The organism is Vibrio sp. NFR (genome assembly GCF_027587095.1).
In the GTDB taxonomy this organism is placed as follows: domain Bacteria; phylum Pseudomonadota; class Gammaproteobacteria; order Enterobacterales; family Vibrionaceae; genus Vibrio; species Vibrio harveyi.
On sequence record NZ_JAPPTN010000007.1, the window covers coordinates 241,594 to 259,657 of the forward strand.

Genomic DNA, 18,064 nt, shown 5'->3' on the forward strand with positions numbered 1-18,064 from the left:
TTTTATTAGTAAAATCTCGTGATTAGTGATTAAAAAATGTGTAATATTCACCCACCTTAACTGTTCTCCCAACCTCTATAATAATTATGAAATTATCATTAAAACAAAAGCTAATTGGCGCAAGCCTCTCTGCTGTTGTTGTGATGGCAACAGCACTGACTTGGTTGTCGGCTGGTCAACTTCTTGATCAGACGCGTTCAGGTGTCTATTCACGAGCACAAAGCCTAAGTAACGCCGCTTCAGAAGGTATTTCTGACTGGGTGGCAATTCGTAAAGATATTGCGACGGCTTTCAACGACTACTCAACTGAGCAAGACGTTGTGCCTTTCCTACAACAAGCACGTAAAGCTGGTGGCTTTGACGATATCTTCTTAGGTACACCAGAAGGTGGTATGTATCGTTCTCATCCCGAGCGTAACCGTGCTGATTACGATCCTCGCACGCGTCCTTGGTACAAAGACGCAAACGCAGCAGGCAAGCAAATCATCACAGAAGCTTACCAAGACGCTATCACTAACGCGCTATTGGTGACAATTGCTGAGCCAGTAATGAAAAACGGTAAGTTCATTGGTGTTGTCGGTGCAGATGTATTGATTGACCAGTTGATCAATGACGTCATCAGCCTAGACGCAGGTGACAATGCTCATGCAATGCTGATCGATATGAACGATGGCACTTTCCTTGCTCATCCAAATAAGAGCCTAACGCTTAAGCCAATCACCGACCTTTCTAAAGAATTTTCTAAAGATTCTATTGAGCGCGCAGCCAACTCTGGTGCGATTGAAAGTGCAACAATCAAAGGCAAAGAGAAGCTTTACTACTTCAGTAAAGTGCCTGGCACACATTGGATGTTTGCGATTGAAATGGATCGTGCAACAGAAGAGGCAAGCCACGCTCAATTGTTACGAGAAATGCTGATCACCGCTGTGTTGATCACTATCGTCGTGATTGTTGCTGTTTCATGGCTAGTAGGTTTCTTGTTCCGCGATTTGGGTCGTGTTTCACAAGCATTGGAAGAAATTGCTTCTGGTGAAGGTGACTTGACGCAACGTCTAGAACCGCGCAGTGATGACGAAGTCGGCAAGCTGGCTGATAACTTCAACCGTTTTGTCGGCAATATGCACACGATGGTGACGAAACTAAGTCACGTATCGTCCGCACTGTCTGAGCAAGCTCGTACAACGGCACAGCAAGCCGAAGAACGTAGCCAGCGTATTTCTTACCAGCAAGACGAAATCAACATGGTGGCGACTGCGGTTAACGAAATGGCGGCAGCAACACAAGAGATTGCTGGTAACGCGGACAACACAGCATCAAGCTCGGAAGAAGCGGTACAAGCATGTGTGCATGGCTCTGGTCAAGTAACGCAAACGCAAGGTTCGATCCAAAACCTAGCGCAAGAAGTTCAAGTCGCGACCAACGTGATTCAAGAGCTAGAAGCGCACGGTAACGCGATTAATACGATTCTTTCGACTATTCAAGGTATTGCCGAACAAACCAACTTACTGGCACTGAATGCGGCGATTGAAGCAGCACGTGCTGGTGAACAAGGTCGCGGTTTTGCGGTGGTTGCGGATGAAGTTCGTGTGTTGAGCCAACGTACTCACGCTTCAACGCAAGAGATTCAAGAAACCATCGAAATGCTACAAGGTACTACGGCGAAAGCGGTGGGTATTATGGATGACAGTCGTCGTCTAGCAGATACTAGCGTGGATGATGCAAACTCTGCGGCAGTTAGCCTGACGCAAATTCACTCTGCGGTAGAGCGAATCAGTGATATGGCAACTCAAATTGCTTCAGCAGCAGAAGAGCAAGCGTCAGTAACCACTGAGATTACTCGTAATACAGAGGGCATTCGTGACGTATCGAATGAGCTTTCTGTGGAAGCGCACCAGGCGGCTGAGCAAGCAGCGCACCTGTCTGAGCTTTCTCACGAGCTAGAACAAGAGATCAGACGCTTTAAGCTGTAAGCTTTTGTTGTTTTGAATAAAAAGGAGCCATATGGCTCCTTTTTTGTTGCTCAAAGATAACGTAAGCCGAATTACAACCACAGGCTACTGATAGGTTGCTCTGGGTTATAATGATGGGCAATTTGGGCTTGCAGCAGCTCTGCTGTAGCAATGGCATCGGTTAGAGCATGGTGCGGTGTATAGTCTGGTAAGCCATAACGACGGCGAGACTGGGCTAAGCGTAATGATTTTGGCTTATTGCCCTTGAGCTTGTTCCAAAGACCGCCCGCTGCTTTTTGTTGAATGTTTTCTTCAATTTGCAACGTATCAAGAACTGGAAACTCAATACCTTCGCCAATACGAGAGCGCAGTGCTTGGTCGAGAAACTCACGCTCGATACGGCGGTAATGTACCACTACAATCTTACCCGCTAAGCTTTCTAGCAAGGGAGCGAGGATTTCACCCAGATCGGGAGCGTCAATCAGTTCACTGTGAGTGATACCATGAATGATGACTGATTCTTCATCGAGTTTTTCCTGTGGTCGCACCTTCCAGTGCTTTGCTTGGCGTAGGAAAATTCGATTGAGATCGAACGGCACCAAACCAATGGTGATGATGCCGTTTTTTTGTGGGTTCAAACCGGTAGTCTCAAAATCAAGCGCAACGAACTCCACTTGGGATAGTGGCGTTTCAGGTGCTGGCAGCGCTTTACCGTAAAAGGCGACTAAGCGTTCATCAGTGGCACGCTCAAGTTTCTGCTGAAACTTCACTGGCCACTGAATACTCGGCTTTTGAAATAACTTCTTTATCACTTCACGCCTCACTTAAACTTGTTACTAGCCTGATAGCGGAACTTAAGGAAGTTCTGACCATTACTTAGGATCTGGAACGCATCTTTCAAATTACGACGTTCAAAATCCGACAAGTTTTCAGGCTCAATGTTGTTGTCTGGTTCAATACCTAACTCAACATCAATTGCTTGGTGGCGGATACGCACCATTGAGATGAACTCCATGGCGTCTTTAAGATCTTGTGCGCGCCCTTTTGGTAAGATGCCAGCATCAATGATGTCATCGAGACGCTCAAATGAATTCTGTGCACGTGAGCCTACCGCCAGAGAATGAACGCGGATCAGATCGACCAATGGCGCAGTACCACGGCGTTTCAAGTTGATTGAGTTTTTATGTTGACCGTCTTTTTCCATCACAAAGTCTTTGAAGAAGCCAAGTGGTGGAGTTCGATTTAATGCGTTACGTGCCAAGCAGGCTAGGAAGCGATTGTTCTTGCGGGCACGACGTACGATGAAGCTGGTGAGCTGCTCTGCCCATTTTAAGCGACCGTAAACCCCATCTAAATCAAAGAAGATGGATGCGTTGAGTAGCGCTTTTGGATTGGGGTCATCAATCCAATCGGCAAAGCATTCTTCCCATTGTGAGCGGGTCATTCGCCACATCGGGTTGGTCGCCATAATGTCGCCAGTACAGTACTTGTAACCGCATACGTTCAAACCATCACTGACATATTGCGCGAGAGCCTCAAAGTATTTACCGTGTTTCTCTTCTTTGTAGGTGTCGTCTAGGATGATTGCATTGTCTTGGTCAGTGACCAGCAACTGTTCGTCGCGCCCCATTGAACCAAGAGCAAGGAAGCAATAAGGGATAGGAGGTGGACCGAGTTCTTCTTCTGCCATTTCTAAAAGGCGTTGCTTAAAGCTGCGACCGATCACCGACATCGCGCTACCCACCATGTGTGAGTTGGCGTCTTCGTTGACCAAGCGAACAAAACTGCTCTTTACTTCTTCTGCCACAATCGCTAAATCTTCGATGCTTTGCTGCTGGAAGATACTACTGACCAGCAACAGTGAGTTTTGCGATTCATAACGTACAATATCGGTAGCTTCGATAATACCAATCGGCATTTGATCTTTAACCACAGGCAAATGATGCACGTTGTAGCGCAACATGGTCAGCATGGCTTCGTATACGTATGCGTTATGATCGAGTGAGATAACCTCAGTGGTCATCACCGTGGAGACATCGTCTTGCGGTGATAAGCCTTCGGCTAACACTCGGGTACACAAATCACGGTCGGTAATGATACCTAGCACCGGAGATTGTGGGTCTTCTTCGTCCAGCACAAAGTCTGGGTCCACAATCAACAATGAAGAAACATTGTCTTGCGCCATCAATTGCGCGGCTTCTTGGATCGTCTGTCCACGTTCAATCGTCGGTGCGTCACGGGTTAATAAGGTTTTGACCTTAGAAGTGGTTAGGTCATTGGCATCGTTGTTTTCTGACACTGCTTGGCGCAAACGAGCGCTGTTCTCTACTTCAACAAAATCAGCGAATGAGTCGAAGTTATCATACAGTTCTTGGAAAATGTCTTGAGGAATGCAGTAGAGTAGGGAATCTTCTATCGCTTTTACTGGGAAGCGAACTTTGTTGTTGGTCAGAAGCCCCATTTGACCAAAAAGGTCACCCTCGTCGAGTCGGTTGTAAAGTTCACCTTTGCGTCGATAGACCTCAACCACGCCACTACGAACCATGTATAGATCGTGGATCTGGTCGCCGAAATGAATGACGGGAGTATCTTGACGATAGTATGAGATTTCGATGTTCTCGGTCACTTTGGTGAGCGTTTCTTCCGGAAGCTCGTTGAATGGGGGATACTTGGCGAGAAAGTTATATATCTCGAGAAGTTCTGCTTCCATTAAGGTGCCTTTTGGTTTGCAAGTGATAGGGTAATCTTAACTTAGTTTTAAAACAGAATCTTATCGGATCACTGTTTTTCGTGCGCAATGATAAGATTCGGACAAGTCGCACGGCAAATCGCCATCAATTCGGCTACGCTGTCATCAAGATGCCGAATTAAATCAATACAATGGGCGTATTAAAGAAGAGTTTTGGATGACACTCATGGAAGGAAGTAGAATGGTAAGACTATTATTCGCTGCACCTCTTGTAGCATTACCACTAATGAGCGTTGCCTCAGAGTCAGAACAGGTCGAGAAGTTTGGGTACGAGCACATTAATTTAGACATTGGTGCCGGGACAACGAATGAAGAGTGGCTCGATAATTCTAACGCTACCACTCTAGGGCTTGGCGGTAATTACCTATTTACCGATAACTGGCTGTTTAACGTTGACTACTCGGCGCAATTTTTCCACCCAGACAATTTCACTTTGCGTATTGACCGTTTGTTGTTCGGTGGTGGTTATCGTTATGGCGTCAACGAGAAGTTTGATATCTACGGGATTTATGGGATTGGCGCAATTAAAGCCAAAGCGACTGATGATAAAACCGACCGTACACTGTCCTCGGATAGCGAGTTTATTCAAGGCGTCACGTTTGGGGCAAATTACCTATTTAGTGAAAAGCTAATGGGGACGGCAGAAGTGCACTTGAATCGAAGTGATATCGTCGACGAGAACAACTATAAGATTGCCTTTAACTACCAATGGCATCGCGTGATTGGTACCGGTCTTTATTACCAGTTCCGTGACACCGATTATCAAGGTCAACCGTCAGATCACATCAATGAAGTTGGAATTAGCTTTAAGTTTGTGTATTAGTTCATAGGAGTGTAGCGCCACCTTGTATAGTGGCGTTTCAACAAGCGGTAGAATCAAAAAAGGTCAGCGAGTGCTGACCTTTTTAATTTGTGACTTTCGACGCGATTACAGAACCGCAGCGATGCCTTTACATAGAGGACCCATGTTTGCTTTTGTCATACCTGCAACGCTGATACGACCTGAGCCTACGATATAGATACCGAACTCTTCTTTTAGACGGTTTACTTGCTCTTTGGATAGACCAGAGAACGAGAACATACCGTTTTGGCGCTCGATGAAGCTGAAGTCAGCATCCACACCTTCTGCCTTAAGAGTAGCAACGAATAGTTCACGCATCTCTTGGATTCGGTTACGCATTTCCGCTACTTCCGCTTCCCATTCTGCGCGCAGGTCTGCGTCACCAAGAATGTGAGTCACAACAGCGCTACCGTGCGCTGGTGGGTTAGAGTAGATAGAACGGATGATGGCTTTTACTTGTGAGAACGCCGTTGTTGCAACGTCTTCTGATTCAGCAACCAGAGTGAATGCACCAACACGCTCATTGTATAGACCGAAGTTCTTAGAGAAAGAACTCGCGACTAGGATTTCTTTGTTGTACTTAGCGAAAGTACGAAGACCTGCTGCATCTTCTTCTACACCTTTAGCAAAGCCTTGGTATGCGAAGTCGAATAGAGGAAGCAGTTTTTTCTCTGCAACCAGCTTAGCCAGCGTTTCCCACTCTTCAGCTGTTGGATCGATACCTGTAGGGTTGTGACAGCAGCCATGCAGAAGAACAACGTCACCTTCAGATGCACCTTGCAGGTCGTTAACCATAGCAGCGAAGTCTTTGTCTTTGGTTTCTGCGTTGTAGTAGCTGTATTGTGCTGTTTCGATACCAGCTGCAGTGAATACGCCGTTGTGGTTTGCCCAAGTAGGGTTGCTGATCCAGATCTTCACATCACCAAGCTGACGCTTAATGAACTCACCTGCTACACGTAGAGCACCTGTGCCACCTGGTGCTTGTGCTGTTTTAGCACGCTTGCCAGCAACGATTTCCGCGTCTGCACCGAAAAGCAGTTTTTGTACTGCTAGACCGTATTCTGCTGTACCTTCGATTGTTAGGTAAGATTTGGTTTTTTCAGTTTCAATCAGTGCGGCTTCGGCTTTTTTAACAGTCGCAAGAACAGGGGTTTCACCTTGTTCGTTCTTGTAAATACCAACGCCTAGGTTAATTTTTTCGGCGCGAGCATCTTTTTTAAACTCTTCAGTAAGTCCAAGAATAGGGTCAGCCGGAGCGGCAACTACTTTTTCAAACATAATCTTCATCCATGTTAATCGAAGGGGTCTGCTGACATTTATACCTTTCAGCAATATTCGTTACAACAGTTAGTGATAAGAAAACTTAAAAAAGTTTTGATTTGAAACAGAAATCTAACATAACGGAGGCTTTTGATATAAAAACCCCTCTTAACAAGCGTTTTAAGAGGGGGATAATTGGCTAAGCGGCGATGTTTTGCTCATCTTGATATTGATGTGCGATATGTTGAAATTCGGTTTCAACTGCAAGAAATGCATCGACGATTTGAGGATCGAAATGTTTGCCTTTACCCTCTAGGATGATGGCTTTCGCCTTGTCATGGCTGAAAGCAGGCTTATATACACGCTTAGAAATAAGAGCGTCATACACATCTGCTAATGCCATTAAACGACCGGATAAAGGGATGTTCTCGCCGCTTAATTGATTTGGATAGCCACTACCATCCCACTTTTCATGGTGTGTTAGGGCAATCTCTTTAGCAACGCGCAAAAACGAACTACTTCCTAGCTGTTTTTCAGCAATTGACAGCGCTTCGGCACCAATTTGTGCATGTCCTTTCATGATCTCAAACTCTCCATCGGTCAGTTTTCCCGGTTTTAGTAACACGCTATCTGGTACACCGACTTTTCCGACGTCATGCAGCGGCGCCGATTTGTAAAGTAGTTCGATATAATTTGGAGTCAGTAATGAACAATGTTGTTCAAATTGGCTTAAATGTTCAGCCAATACTTTTACATATTGTTGCGTGCGCATAATGTGCGCACCGGTTTCATTATCACGTGATTCAGCCAATGCCGACAAACTGACAATGGCAACATCTCGCGTGGCTTTGACCTCATCTTGCGACAGTTGCAAACTGTCGAGCATTTGGTTAGTTAAACAGGCCATCGAGCCAAGCTCATCATGTTGGAAAACTGGTAAACGTTGCGCAATTTTCCCTTGTGTCACTTCCAGCAAAGCTTGCTCTTGGCTAAACAAGATCTTTTGCATCAAGCGAGTCCAAAGCACCATAATCGCGATTACATAGCCTCCGACGACAAGTGCGATGTAAACCAACTCTTTAATGAAGCTGATTTTGCCTAGCCCATTGGTGATTTGCTCTGGGTTTTGCTCCAACCAATAAATGTCTTTGACTGCGACCATGGTCAAAATGGTGGTCAAGGTGATGAGCAAGGCGATCATCATGCCTATCATTTGTTTCACCATGGATTGGCGCTGACCTGATAACGCAAAGCCAAATTGGTTTTGTTGACGTAGGCTGTCAAATTGAACCAGCTTGCTTTGCAGTTGCAAGATAGAACCAGTTAAAAAGCCAAAGAGCGCCATACCAAACAACACTTTCACATTGCTGTCGAAGGTAAAGTCGTATTGAAGGTTATAGTACGCAGCAAAAGGAATACTTACAGCGGTAAACAACACAGTATCAAGCTTGGCTTGTCGGTTTTGTGCAATCAAAGGATGTGAGACAAGAATAAAGTGGCGAACAAGATAGAGGAACGTAAAAACCACCGCGCAATGTAAGATCACTTCGTATACGCTCAGCGTGCTGAGCATCGGGCAGACGCGTCCACCGTATGTGCCAAAAAAGAACGCCGCAGCTAGGTAAAGTTGGAATGTAAGTGGTGCATTGTAGTTAGTATTCACCATGGTTATCCTTTTTTGGACAAATCTCAGCATCGTTTTCTCTCTTAGTTGAGCAAGAAGAGAGAGGTACTGTGGAATTGATGTCTGTTGATTGATCTGTCACTAGTAAAATCGAGACCTGAAATTTTATCGATAGATTCTTATAAATGATAGAAATTTGTTATGTATATGCTCAAGTAACCTTGAGATGCTTGCTTCAGCGAGGATGGCTTGGTTTGAAGGTGAGGCAACAATTTGAAGATCTAGGGGGGCTAATTCGAAAATTGTTAAAGAAGCATGTGAACTAAAGCCACTCGCCCTTCGGGAGCCTGTCACTGAAGTACGTTCTTTGCTAACTAAATAGCATCGTCAAACAACTTGGATATAGCTTGCAATTCCGCTTCGCTGTTTTCCTTGCTGTCTTTTGGTAAAGAGGGAATAGTGACAATACTCTGAATCTAGCATCTTGAAGTGACATTGATATAGCGAAGGATTTACAAAAAAGCCCCGCTATGGCGAGGCTTGGTCTCAATCATCGACATGAAAAAGGGTAGGAATTACTTTTTCAAATCCATTTGTGATTCATGTGCATTCGTTTCGATGTCTGGGTTAGAAGACAGTTTGCCTGTTGCCCAATCGTTCATGTGCTTAAGGATAGCTTTCAATGCATGTTTTTCTGTTGGTGCTTCAGCGGATTCTACTTCGATTTTTTGTTTAGGATGAGAACCCGTTGCGTCTTCAGCAACGTGCAACCAATCTGGGTGCCAGTAGTAAGGCTGACCTGATGTTGTACTCCAAGAGTGAACACCATTAGATTCGCCTTTGTATTGAATGTCGTTTTCGTTGTATTTCGTCATTATTATCGTCTCTCATAGTCATGAGTTGAGGTGTGCGTCACCATTACTCTATAAATGTAACAGATGTCATCGGAATTAATGTGACTGCTATCTATTTATCTTGTTGATAAATGATCCATTCCGTTGCACAGCTCTCATTCAGATATATTTGTTGATCCCACCTAGCAATAACCGCCTGAAAAATAGGTATTTATGCCCAAGTAACCTCGCCCTTTGGGAGCGTGTCGTTGATTCGATCTCTGAGTCAAACAACTTGGAAAGAGCTAACTATTCCGCTGCGGTTGTTCTCCTTGACCTCGAATCAATGACAGCGCACTGAATCCTGCATCTAGAAGTCACTTGGGTATAATCAATATTATTGCCCATTGAGATGTTTGATAATTGCTGCCTTTGCATGCTCAGGTGTGGCTGCTTCACCCTCTGGGACATCGAGTTCTGCTTTTGGGTGCACCCCTAGTGCATCCTCAGCGATGTGCAACCAATCTGGGTGCCAATAATATGGGTTATTGCCTTCTGGGTGGTCCCAGCTATGAACTCCTTCGTGTATGCCTCGATAAGAGAGGTCATCCATCGTAAACATTTTCATCATTTCCTCCCGTAGAATATTCATACCTTTGAAAGTATGGAACATAAATTCTCATTTCGTAACGTCAATTGATATCACTAAGATTGATTAATTACGTTTCGAGTTTGATAAGTCGAAGATCGGAATCAGGGCGTGAAGTATGCTAAGGTGCGCTCGGTAGTAAGAAATGAGGGAAGCATGAACCGATACCGCCAACTGGCTGAGCTGTTTAAAACGCAAATTCAACAAAATACATGGAGAGCAGGAGAGAAGTTGCCCTCCGTGCGTGTCACTAGCCGCAACCATTCGGTCAGTGCAGGAACTGTGTTACAAGCCTATCAATTGCTCGAAGCGCAAGGTTGGGTGATTGCTAAACCTCAGTCGGGTTACTTTGTTACTGCTGAGCTCGAACGTCTCGACGCTGCTGGTGCTGATAACAATGCGTATCGTACTTCACTAAACGATGAGTTGTACGATTTCCTCAAACAACAAACCGTGCCAAACGCGACAAAGCTAGGCTCCGCGTTTCCTGACCCAGCACTTTTTCCTCTCGAAGCACTAAACCGTAACCTTGCCAGTTCCGGGCGAAAAATGGGACCAGATACCTTGTTAGATAACCTACCACCGGGTAGTGCTTCTCTACGCCGCTCGATTGCCCAGCGCTATATACAGCAAGGCATGACTTTAACGCATGATGATATCGTTATTACCTCTGGCGCGTTAGAAGCGCTCAACCTCAGTTTGCAAGTGGTTGCTGAGCCAGGGGATACGGTTGTCATTGAGTCGCCAACATTTTATGGTGCGTTACAAGCAATTGAACGACTAGGGTTGAATGCCATTGAGATCTCGGTAGATGCCGAAAAAGGGCACTCCTTGGCTCAGATGGAACAAGCTTTTGCACAGCACAACGTTAAGGCTTGTTGGCTTATGAGTAACTTTCATAATCCAACAGGCACTTCGTTGAGTGACGAACAAAAGCAACGTGTTGTTGAGCTTGCCAATCTACATGATGTGTATCTGATTGAAGATGATGTTTACGCAGAGTTGTATTTCTCCGACAAGAAACCTACATCGCTGAAAACCTATGATGACCAAGAGCGCGTTTTGCATTGTGGCTCTCTTTCAAAAAGTCTTTGTCCTGGCTATCGGTTGGGGTGGGTGATCACCAAGCGCTTTAACGAGCGTGTTCAAAAGCTTCAACTGATGTCGACGCTATCTGGCAGTGCACCTATTCAACAGGGAGTTGCGCATTACCTGCAAAATGACAGCTATGACAATCATCTAAGAAAGTTGCGTAAAGGGCTTGAACAGCGCCAAGCTATGTTTGTGCAAACAATGAAAGAGTGTTTGCCTAAATCTATCGAGTACTATCTTCCTCCTGGCGGTTATTTCTTATGGCTTAAGTTGCCTCAAGGGATAAGCAGTAAAGCGGTTCATCACACCTTGCTATCACAGCAGGTAACTGTTGCGCATGGTGCGTTGTTCTCGGTCGATGAGCAATATCAGGACTATCTGCGTTTGAATACTTCTCTGCCCATTGATGACAATCTGTGTCAGGCTTTGGGGAAATTGGGTGAGTTACTTCACTAAAGAAACTGTTTAATCCTTTTTTGACCTAACTGTATCAGAGTGGTTTACTTGGGTTGTGCTTCAATCGGATACAGAAATATTGTGATGATTGGAGTGACAATGAAAAAGCAGTTGGTAAAACATGAATTAAGATTGATCGCCGTTGCCATTTTTAGCGCATTTCTGTTGGTATTTGCGCACCTTATTTTGGCGAAATCGTTCTCTCACATGGCGTGGACGGAATACACCGCGGCTGTGATCCCCTTTATTATGTTTGGTTTGTGCGTACTGGGTGTTAAGTATGCCGCCAAGGCAGATAAAGATGATGAGAATAAGTCTTAGATTCATGAGATAGAAGTTAGGAATAAACACTATGAAACATGCATGGCTACTGGCACTGTCTGCTATCACTTTTGGTTGCACGGCTAATCAAGGTGATGAGCCCGAATCGGTGATCTTACACTACGGAAAGTCGGAGCTTGTTGCTCAAATACAAGCCAACGAACAGTTCGAAGCCCAAATCAACAATAATCAAGAGCAGGTTGATTTTTCTGGCTTTGTGAGAAAACAGTCGTCGGGCTACCTCGTTGACGTTGTTGCTATGCAAGAAAGTAAAACCCAGCATTCTAGCTCTAGTGTGAACACACAAGTGTTAATCAAAGAGGGTGACGTAGGTAAGCCACTCATGATTGGTGCGGTTAACGACAATGCAATGAGTGTGACGCTGAAATAGTTGAAATAACAGAAACGATGAAACTGCCACAAACTAAAAGACCTCCACTTGGGAGGTCTTTTTAATTCTGTATCACTCTAGGTGATTAGAAGTTCGCAGAGCGAGGAGTACGTGGGAATGGGATCACGTCACGAACGTTGCCCATACCTGTTACGTAAGATACTAGACGCTCAAAGCCTAGACCGAAGCCTGCGTGTGGCACTGTGCCGTAACGACGTAGGTCGCGGTACCAGCTCATGTGCTCAGGATCGATACCCACTTCACGCATACGTGCATCTAGGATGTCGAGACGCTCTTCACGTTGAGAACCACCGATGATTTCGCCGATGCCTGGTGCTAGTACATCCATCGCTGCGACTGTTTTACCGTCATCGTTAGCACGCATGTAGAATGCTTTGATGTCTTTCGGGTAGTTCTTAACGATTACAGGTGCTTTGAAGTGTTCTTCAGCAAGGAAGCGCTCATGCTCAGAAGACATATCGATACCCCATTCAACTGGGAATTCGAATTCACGACCAGAATCAAGCAGGATTTGGATCGCGTCTGTGTAGTCAACTTGTGCGAAGTCAGAAGAGACAAACTGCTCTAGGCGAGTAATTGCTTCTTTGTCGATACGTTGAGCAAAGAACTCAAGGTCATCACGACATTCTTCAAGAACGGCTTTGAATACAAACTTCAGCATGTCTTCAGCCAATTTTGCAACGTCGTCTAGTTCTGCGAACGCAACTTCAGGCTCAACCATCCAGAATTCCGCTAGGTGGCGGCTTGTGTTTGAGTTTTCAGCACGGAAAGTAGGACCAAACGTGTAAACTTTGCTTAGTGCACAAGCGTAAGCTTCTGCGTTTAGCTGACCAGATACCGTTAGGAACGTCTCTTTACCGAAGAAGTCTTCGTTGTAGTCAACTTTACCATCGTCAGTGCGAGGCAGGTTTTCCATGTCTAGCGTAGATACGCGGAACATTTCACCAGCACCTTCTGCGTCAGAAGCTGTGATCAATGGCGCTGATACCCAGAAGTAACCTTGCTCGTGGTAGAAGCGGTGGATTGCTTGAGATAGGCAGTTACGTACGCGTGCTACTGCACCAATCACGTTTGTGCGTGGACGTAGGTGAGCTACTTCGCGTAGGTACTCGATAGAGTGACGAGTTTTTGCCATTGGGTAAGTGTCAGCATCTTCAACCCAGCCAACAACTTTAACGTCAGTTGCTGCTAGTTCGAAGTCTTGACCTTTCGCAGGAGAGGCAACAATCTTACCAGTTACTTCAACAGAGCAGCCAGTCGTTAGCTTAAGTACTTCGTTGTCGTAATTATTAAGATTATTAGGGACCACGGCCTGAATCGGGTCGAAACAAGAGCCGTCATAAATGGCAAGGAAAGAGATTCCAGCTTTGGAATCACGACGTGAACGGATCCAGCCACGAACAGTTACTTCACTGTCTACTGCTAGCTGACCTTTCAAAACGTCTGATACAGGCGCGTAAGTCATGTTTTCAATATTCTCCATTGAGGTAAAAATTCAACTCAACACTTAAAAGTGCCTGTCTCACAACAAAATTGTTTAAAAAACAAGCGAAGTGTTGAGTTGGATAGAATTTTTTAGATTCAACGAAACATATTACCTGTCAAATCGTCAGCTTCAACCTTTATATTCAATTTGAAGGAGAGAATTTCCTTATTTATTCTCTTGCGCTCTCTCTGAAAGGGTAAATTGGCTAAGTAATGACTCCAAACGCTCTGAAAGATGTTCCAGATCGACACTGATCTCGCGAGTGTGCGATGCCGATTGTGAGGTCTCGTTTGCGTGTAAGGTAATGGTGTCAACTTTGCTTTGGATGTGCTTGCTTACCCCAGATGTTGTTAGTGTCTGATGTTGGATATTTTCAGCGTGTTTAAGTACTTGATGCATCTCATCGACCACATTGCGCATGGTCTGTGACAATGCTTCGACATCTACTGAGCGCTGATGAGCAAACTCGCACACTGTATCGACCGAGGTTAACGACTCTTCGCTGCCTTGTTGGAACTGAGAAATAATCGTCTCAATATTACTGGTGGCTTCGGCGGTGCGAGAGGCAAGATTGCGCACTTCATCGGCAACTACCGCAAAACCACGACCTTGATCTCCGGCTCGGGCGGCTTCAATAGCGGCGTTAAGCGCCAATAAATTGGTTTGCTCAGCGATGCCTTTTATCACGCCAAGAATTGATGATACTTCATCAGTTTGTTGGTTTAACGTCGCAATGTTCTCACGCACTTTATCAATATCGGTCACAAGGTGCTTGATGTCTTCGCTGACATGATGGGCTTGACCTGCGCTGGTGGTTGCAACGTCAACGGTATGGTTAACTAAGGTTGTCGCATCGACTGTCGCTTGCTCCACCACGCTTTGTTGCTCAAGCATATCGGTAATATTGGTTTGCACTTCATTGGTTTCGACTTGTTGATTATCAGCAGCTTCATCGGTCGATTGAGCTACATCAGTCAGCCTTCCTGCTGAGTCTGCAAGAGAGTGGGAGGTATCTCGAACGCGTTCTAAACTCTCTGACACCGTATCCATAAACGAATTGATGGAATCCGACAATTGACCGACTTCATCATTTTGCGTGCCCGACAGACGCTTGGAGAGATCTTTACTGGCACTAACGTTAGACATAAAGCGTGATGTATTTTGAATAGGGCGGACGATGATTTTTCGGATGAGTCCCATAGTGATGAGGAAGCCAACAAATGCGATCACTGACATGATCCCCATCGCAAATACGGCTTGCTTGTTAATCAGCGTGTTGACGTGACTCATGTTGTATTCAAGACGAATAGCACCAAGCACTTCGCCCTCAGGTGCAATATGGCAGGACACGCAATTTGTGCCTCGATAGTCCTCACTTGATTTCATTGGTAGAGCGACGACCAAGCCCTTACCCCATTCAGCACTGATGGGTTCAATGACCAATTCCCCGCTCAGTGCCCGTTGATCGATGTCGTCGAGAGGTTGTTGGTTGGTTTGCCCTTGACCATAAAACTTTGACACGGCATCGGCACGCAACACGCGTACTTGTTCAATGCCTTCCTGTGCCAGCGCTTTTTGTCGTAGTGTCTCTTTCTGCGACATCGTGCCTGTCAGCATCATCATGTTTAAGCTGTCGAAGTAGTTACTGGCTTTGTCGTGTAACTGTTCGCTTAGTACATCATTAATAAGTGTTTTTTGTTGGTAGTACTGATACCCAGTGGACACGGCAAGAACACAAGTGAACACGGCGATCAGGGCGAGTAGGAGTTTAAAGGTAATAGTTGAGCGCATATTTTTATAAGTGTTATTGGAACGAACCCCACAATATTAAGAGGTTAGTTGCACTTGAGCGATGAATTGGCTAACTGAATGTGACCCCAAACATTTTGTGGTTATGTAAATGTGATGTAAGTGGTGTGTAATCAAAACTTTGACGTGGTGACAAAAAAACGGCACGGTGTTTTTTTAAGATCTTTTAATGCCAAAAATTTTCTACTTGGTTAGATAATGGCGCCTGCGTTTTCAATTTCAATACGTCATGATTTACTGCTTTATCGTTTGCCTTGCTATTCATAGCGGGCGCTATTGATAAAGGTTGTCATTAAAGGGTGAATTCCTTAGTATTGCGTGTCTTTTTAAAGCTTGAGAATCAAGATGAAAACAGAATTGTACAAAGAGTTTATGTTCGAAGCGGCACACCACTTGCCACACGTACCTGAAGGTCATAAGTGTGGACGCTTACATGGACACTCTTTCCTTGTTCGTCTTTATGTAGAAGGTGAAGTAGACCCTCATACAGGTTGGGTTGTAGATTTTGCTGAAATCAAAGCCGCATTCAAACCTATCTACAACCGTCTCGACCATTACTATTTGAACGACATTGAAGGTCTGGAAAACCCAACCAGCGAAGTTCTAGCAAAATGGATTTGGCAACAACTTAAGCCAAGCTTACCTCTGCTTAGTAAAGTAGAGATCAAAGAGACGTGTACCGCAGGTTGTATTTACAAAGGTGAGTAATCGTCTTCTGCATGCATACAAGAAAGGCAAGCCAAACGGCTTGCCTTTTTCTTTATCAAGAATTTATTAGTGGGCGTTTAATAGCCTATGCCATTTCTCAGTGCAAACTGAACTAAATCTGCATGACTATCCAGCTCTAGCATGTCTAGCAATCGATATTTATGAGATTCGATCGTTCTTGGGCTTAGATTGAGTTCTGTGGCAATTTCTTTTGCTGATAATCCTTTAGCCAGCAAACCCAGCACGTCACATTGACGGTGACTCAAACGTAGCATGCGGTGATTTTCTTGGTCGGTTTTCATGTCTGGACGGTGCAAACTACGATGTAGCTTTGAATGTTGCCAAAAGGACAGCCACATATGAGAGATGAAGCTAACCTGTTCAAGCTGGCTTTCGGATAAGCCGCAACTGTTGCTACCAAAGAGAGTAAAAGAGAGACCGCCCCAGCGCTGACCAAATTGGACGAGTGGAATAGTGTAATGGCAACACGCGCCTTGTGCTGACAGCATGCGCAATACCACTACATCACTGTTGGCTAAAGCGTTTTTATCGAAAAACTGGGTTTTCTCAGAATTACCAATTAAGCGCAGGTAGCGTTCGCCATCTTCGACCCCGACTTGCTTAGTCGTCAGAACTTGGTGTGGCTCGCGAGCAACAGAAAGCGTTTTCCCTTGATTGAAAAACAGCATGGAGTTGGGAAACATTGTCATACGATCGATTTCAAACCACTCCATGGCTTCTAGCATAAACTGCTTGAGGTAGCTTTCACATTCGTCAGCATGTGCGGACGTTAAAAGCTTTGCTTGGCGTATCATCAACGCATCAAAACTGGTGGATTTGGTGGTGTTACCTATATCACTGCCCATAAAAGTTGGCCCATCTTATCGTTTTTTATAAATGCAGTATTTTTACTCTACACCCTTGCCCTATCATTTTGCAAAATTGCTCCCGCAATAATTCGAAGTTTTTCGAATCACATATACGGTATCCATTTTATCTCAAGGAGAGAGTTCACGCACGTATGGGCAAAGGGCTCCAACTGCATGGATACGGTCATTTTTTATTATCATTTGGGTGAATGGCGAGCAAGTTAAGCCTCTTTCACCTTGCGGAGAGGTGTACAATGAAGATGATGAAACTGCGTTATCGCGCGGGATCACATAGCATGTGGGTGGAAGTCGTAGTATCGACGTTTGTTGCCGAAGAATTGGCGAAAGAATACATTGGCTATGGCTGGCAAGCTGAAGTCATGGCAGTTTAAAGTGAAATGGGCAGTCCAATATAGACTGCCCATTTTTTATTTCGGTGGTTTGTTTTCGACTTAACTCAATGCATGGCGCATGATCAGCGCTTTACCTTGAGCGTCGTAAATGGTCTTTTGCGTATTTTCAAACCCAGTTGTCTCAAACAGTTTGATCGCCGCTTGGTTGGTGCTGATGATCGTCGCACATATCGAGTTGCTTTCGGCATCAATAGCGTAACCATACACCATCAACTTTTGCAGCGTCGCTTTGCCTATCCCTTGACGCTGAAAGCGTTTATCAATCATGAGGTAGGTCAACCCAAGTTCATGACGTTTAGCAAAAGGCGCATGTTGAGCAAATGCTTTATCAATCACCAAATACCCCACAGTCAAATAGTCGTGGAATATGGTGTAAAACACTTCCGATTTGGCGCGTTGTTGGTAAGCCTGTTCAAAGGGCTTGAAAAATCCTTTTTGATCGTCGTGCACATCCATTTGCATCAAGCTGGCAAAATCTTTCAGCTTGGCTGGTTTAATAGCGATCATGTGCTGAATCTATTTAGAGGCGGTAAAGTCGATACCGCCATTATAGTTGTGGATATAAAAAGTACGCAATCTGGTTATGTGCAGAT

17 protein-coding genes are annotated in these 18,064 nt (G+C 45.0%); 7 read left to right on the top strand and 10 right to left on the bottom strand.

The features are described 5' to 3' along the window. Positions 1-86: 86 nt before the first annotated feature. The gene (locus OH463_RS15530) at positions 87-1,970 is read left to right on the top strand and encodes a methyl-accepting chemotaxis protein (RefSeq protein ID WP_005445153.1); all 1,884 of its coding nucleotides are present in this window, start codon (positions 87-89) and stop codon (positions 1,968-1,970) included. A 71-nt stretch (positions 1,971-2,041) separates the two neighbouring features. Here the strand turns inward: OH463_RS15530 and OH463_RS15535 are convergent, their stop codons facing one another. Together OH463_RS15535 and OH463_RS15540 are read right to left on the bottom strand one after the other, a co-directional pair. Next, entirely contained in the window at positions 2,042-2,758 is a 717-nt protein-coding gene (locus OH463_RS15535; RefSeq protein WP_033001524.1) for a 3'-5' exonuclease, read from the bottom strand. An 11-nt stretch (positions 2,759-2,769) separates the two neighbouring features. Next, positions 2,770-4,659, bottom strand: a complete 1,890-nt coding sequence (locus OH463_RS15540) for a DUF294 nucleotidyltransferase-like domain-containing protein (protein WP_005445155.1) — start codon at positions 4,657-4,659, stop codon at positions 2,770-2,772. Positions 4,660-4,879: 220 nt separating this feature from the next. On the opposite strand from OH463_RS15540, the gene OH463_RS15545 reads away from it, so the two are divergent. Further along, positions 4,880-5,521, top strand: a complete 642-nt coding sequence (locus OH463_RS15545; protein WP_026000254.1) for an outer membrane beta-barrel protein — start codon at positions 4,880-4,882, stop codon at positions 5,519-5,521. Positions 5,522-5,626: 105 nt separating this feature from the next. Here the strand turns inward: OH463_RS15545 and OH463_RS15550 are convergent, their stop codons facing one another. The 4 genes from OH463_RS15550 to OH463_RS15565 all read right to left on the bottom strand — a co-directional run bounded on the left by OH463_RS15550 (position 5,627) and on the right by OH463_RS15565 (position 9,884). Further along, positions 5,627-6,817, bottom strand: a complete 1,191-nt coding sequence (locus OH463_RS15550) for an amino acid aminotransferase (protein ID WP_026138237.1) — start codon at positions 6,815-6,817, stop codon at positions 5,627-5,629. A gap of 181 nt (positions 6,818-6,998) precedes the next feature. Then, positions 6,999-8,465, bottom strand: a complete 1,467-nt coding sequence (locus OH463_RS15555; protein WP_269991550.1) for an HD domain-containing phosphohydrolase — start codon at positions 8,463-8,465, stop codon at positions 6,999-7,001. Positions 8,466-8,998: 533 nt separating this feature from the next. Continuing rightward, the gene (locus tag OH463_RS15560; protein ID WP_005445160.1) at positions 8,999-9,298 is read right to left on the bottom strand and encodes a hypothetical protein; all 300 of its coding nucleotides are present in this window, start codon (positions 9,296-9,298) and stop codon (positions 8,999-9,001) included. Between the two features lie 355 nt (positions 9,299-9,653). Further along, the gene (locus tag OH463_RS15565) at positions 9,654-9,884 is read right to left on the bottom strand and encodes a hypothetical protein (protein ID WP_026000256.1); all 231 of its coding nucleotides are present in this window, start codon (positions 9,882-9,884) and stop codon (positions 9,654-9,656) included. Positions 9,885-10,061: 177 nt separating this feature from the next. Here OH463_RS15565 and OH463_RS15570 point away from each other — a divergent pair, with 177 nt between their 5' ends. The 3 genes from OH463_RS15570 to OH463_RS15580 all read left to right on the top strand — a co-directional run bounded on the left by OH463_RS15570 (position 10,062) and on the right by OH463_RS15580 (position 12,165). Next, a complete protein-coding gene (locus OH463_RS15570; protein WP_269991551.1) occupies positions 10,062-11,453 on the top strand; it encodes an aminotransferase-like domain-containing protein in 1,392 nt (463 codons plus the stop codon). Between the two features lie 99 nt (positions 11,454-11,552). Next, a complete protein-coding gene (locus tag OH463_RS15575; RefSeq protein ID WP_009698378.1) occupies positions 11,553-11,774 on the top strand; it encodes a hypothetical protein in 222 nt (73 codons plus the stop codon). A 31-nt stretch (positions 11,775-11,805) separates the two neighbouring features. Beyond that, positions 11,806-12,165, top strand: coding sequence for a hypothetical protein (locus tag OH463_RS15580; RefSeq protein WP_269991552.1), 360 nt, complete (start codon positions 11,806-11,808; stop codon positions 12,163-12,165). Between the two features lie 85 nt (positions 12,166-12,250). Here OH463_RS15580 and asnS read toward each other — a convergent pair whose 3' ends face one another. After that, positions 12,251-13,651 (bottom strand): asparagine--tRNA ligase, encoded by a 1,401-nt coding sequence (gene asnS / locus OH463_RS15585; protein WP_005445169.1) that lies wholly within the window; start codon positions 13,649-13,651, stop codon positions 12,251-12,253. A gap of 186 nt (positions 13,652-13,837) precedes the next feature. Continuing rightward, positions 13,838-15,463, bottom strand: a complete 1,626-nt coding sequence (locus OH463_RS15590; RefSeq protein WP_269991553.1) for a methyl-accepting chemotaxis protein — start codon at positions 15,461-15,463, stop codon at positions 13,838-13,840. Positions 15,464-15,826: 363 nt separating this feature from the next. Between OH463_RS15590 and queD the strand changes: the two genes are divergently transcribed. Continuing rightward, positions 15,827-16,189 carry a 6-carboxytetrahydropterin synthase QueD gene (gene queD, locus OH463_RS15595; protein WP_005376896.1) on the top strand — a complete coding sequence of 121 codons (363 nt, stop codon included), beginning with the start codon at positions 15,827-15,829 and terminating at the stop codon, positions 16,187-16,189. 77 nt (positions 16,190-16,266) lie between these two features. On the opposite strand, the gene OH463_RS15600 is transcribed toward queD, so the two are convergent. After that, a complete protein-coding gene (locus OH463_RS15600) occupies positions 16,267-17,055 on the bottom strand; it encodes a response regulator transcription factor (RefSeq protein ID WP_005445181.1) in 789 nt (262 codons plus the stop codon). A gap of 257 nt (positions 17,056-17,312) precedes the next feature. Between OH463_RS15600 and OH463_RS15605 the strand changes: the two genes are divergently transcribed. Then, complete coding sequence (locus OH463_RS15605) at positions 17,313-17,450, top strand: hypothetical protein (protein ID WP_005445182.1); 138 nt, start codon at positions 17,313-17,315, stop codon at positions 17,448-17,450. A gap of 60 nt (positions 17,451-17,510) precedes the next feature. Here OH463_RS15605 and OH463_RS15610 read toward each other — a convergent pair whose 3' ends face one another. Then, positions 17,511-17,978, bottom strand: a complete 468-nt coding sequence (locus OH463_RS15610; RefSeq protein ID WP_269991554.1) for a GNAT family N-acetyltransferase — start codon at positions 17,976-17,978, stop codon at positions 17,511-17,513. Between the last annotated feature and the right edge of the window lie 86 nt (positions 17,979-18,064).

Excerpts from the sequence above, each read along its gene's own strand:
- OH463_RS15540 (WP_005445155.1), bottom strand. The coding sequence starts at position 4,659 with ATGGAAGCAGAACTTCTCGAGATATATAACTTTCTCGCCAAGTATCCC.
- OH463_RS15545 (WP_026000254.1), top strand. The coding sequence starts at position 4,880 with ATGGTAAGACTATTATTCGCTGCACCTCTTGTAGCATTACCACTAATG.
- OH463_RS15605 (WP_005445182.1), top strand. The coding sequence starts at position 17,313 with ATGAAGATGATGAAACTGCGTTATCGCGCGGGATCACATAGCATGTGG.
- OH463_RS15555 (WP_269991550.1), bottom strand. The coding sequence starts at position 8,465 with ATGGTGAATACTAACTACAATGCACCACTTACATTCCAACTTTACCTA.
- OH463_RS15570 (WP_269991551.1), top strand. The coding sequence starts at position 10,062 with ATGAACCGATACCGCCAACTGGCTGAGCTGTTTAAAACGCAAATTCAA.
- queD (WP_005376896.1), top strand. The coding sequence starts at position 15,827 with ATGAAAACAGAATTGTACAAAGAGTTTATGTTCGAAGCGGCACACCAC.
- OH463_RS15575 (WP_009698378.1), top strand. The coding sequence starts at position 11,553 with ATGAAAAAGCAGTTGGTAAAACATGAATTAAGATTGATCGCCGTTGCC.
- OH463_RS15590 (WP_269991553.1), bottom strand. The coding sequence starts at position 15,463 with ATGCGCTCAACTATTACCTTTAAACTCCTACTCGCCCTGATCGCCGTG.
- OH463_RS15530 (WP_005445153.1), top strand. The coding sequence starts at position 87 with ATGAAATTATCATTAAAACAAAAGCTAATTGGCGCAAGCCTCTCTGCT.
- OH463_RS15600 (WP_005445181.1), bottom strand. The coding sequence starts at position 17,055 with ATGGGCAGTGATATAGGTAACACCACCAAATCCACCAGTTTTGATGCG.
- OH463_RS15580 (WP_269991552.1), top strand. The coding sequence starts at position 11,806 with ATGAAACATGCATGGCTACTGGCACTGTCTGCTATCACTTTTGGTTGC.
- OH463_RS15565 (WP_026000256.1), bottom strand. The coding sequence starts at position 9,884 with ATGAAAATGTTTACGATGGATGACCTCTCTTATCGAGGCATACACGAA.
- OH463_RS15550 (WP_026138237.1), bottom strand. The coding sequence starts at position 6,817 with ATGTTTGAAAAAGTAGTTGCCGCTCCGGCTGACCCTATTCTTGGACTT.
- asnS (WP_005445169.1), bottom strand. The coding sequence starts at position 13,651 with ATGACTTACGCGCCTGTATCAGACGTTTTGAAAGGTCAGCTAGCAGTA.
- OH463_RS15560 (WP_005445160.1), bottom strand. The coding sequence starts at position 9,298 with ATGACGAAATACAACGAAAACGACATTCAATACAAAGGCGAATCTAAT.
- OH463_RS15610 (WP_269991554.1), bottom strand. The coding sequence starts at position 17,978 with ATGATCGCTATTAAACCAGCCAAGCTGAAAGATTTTGCCAGCTTGATG.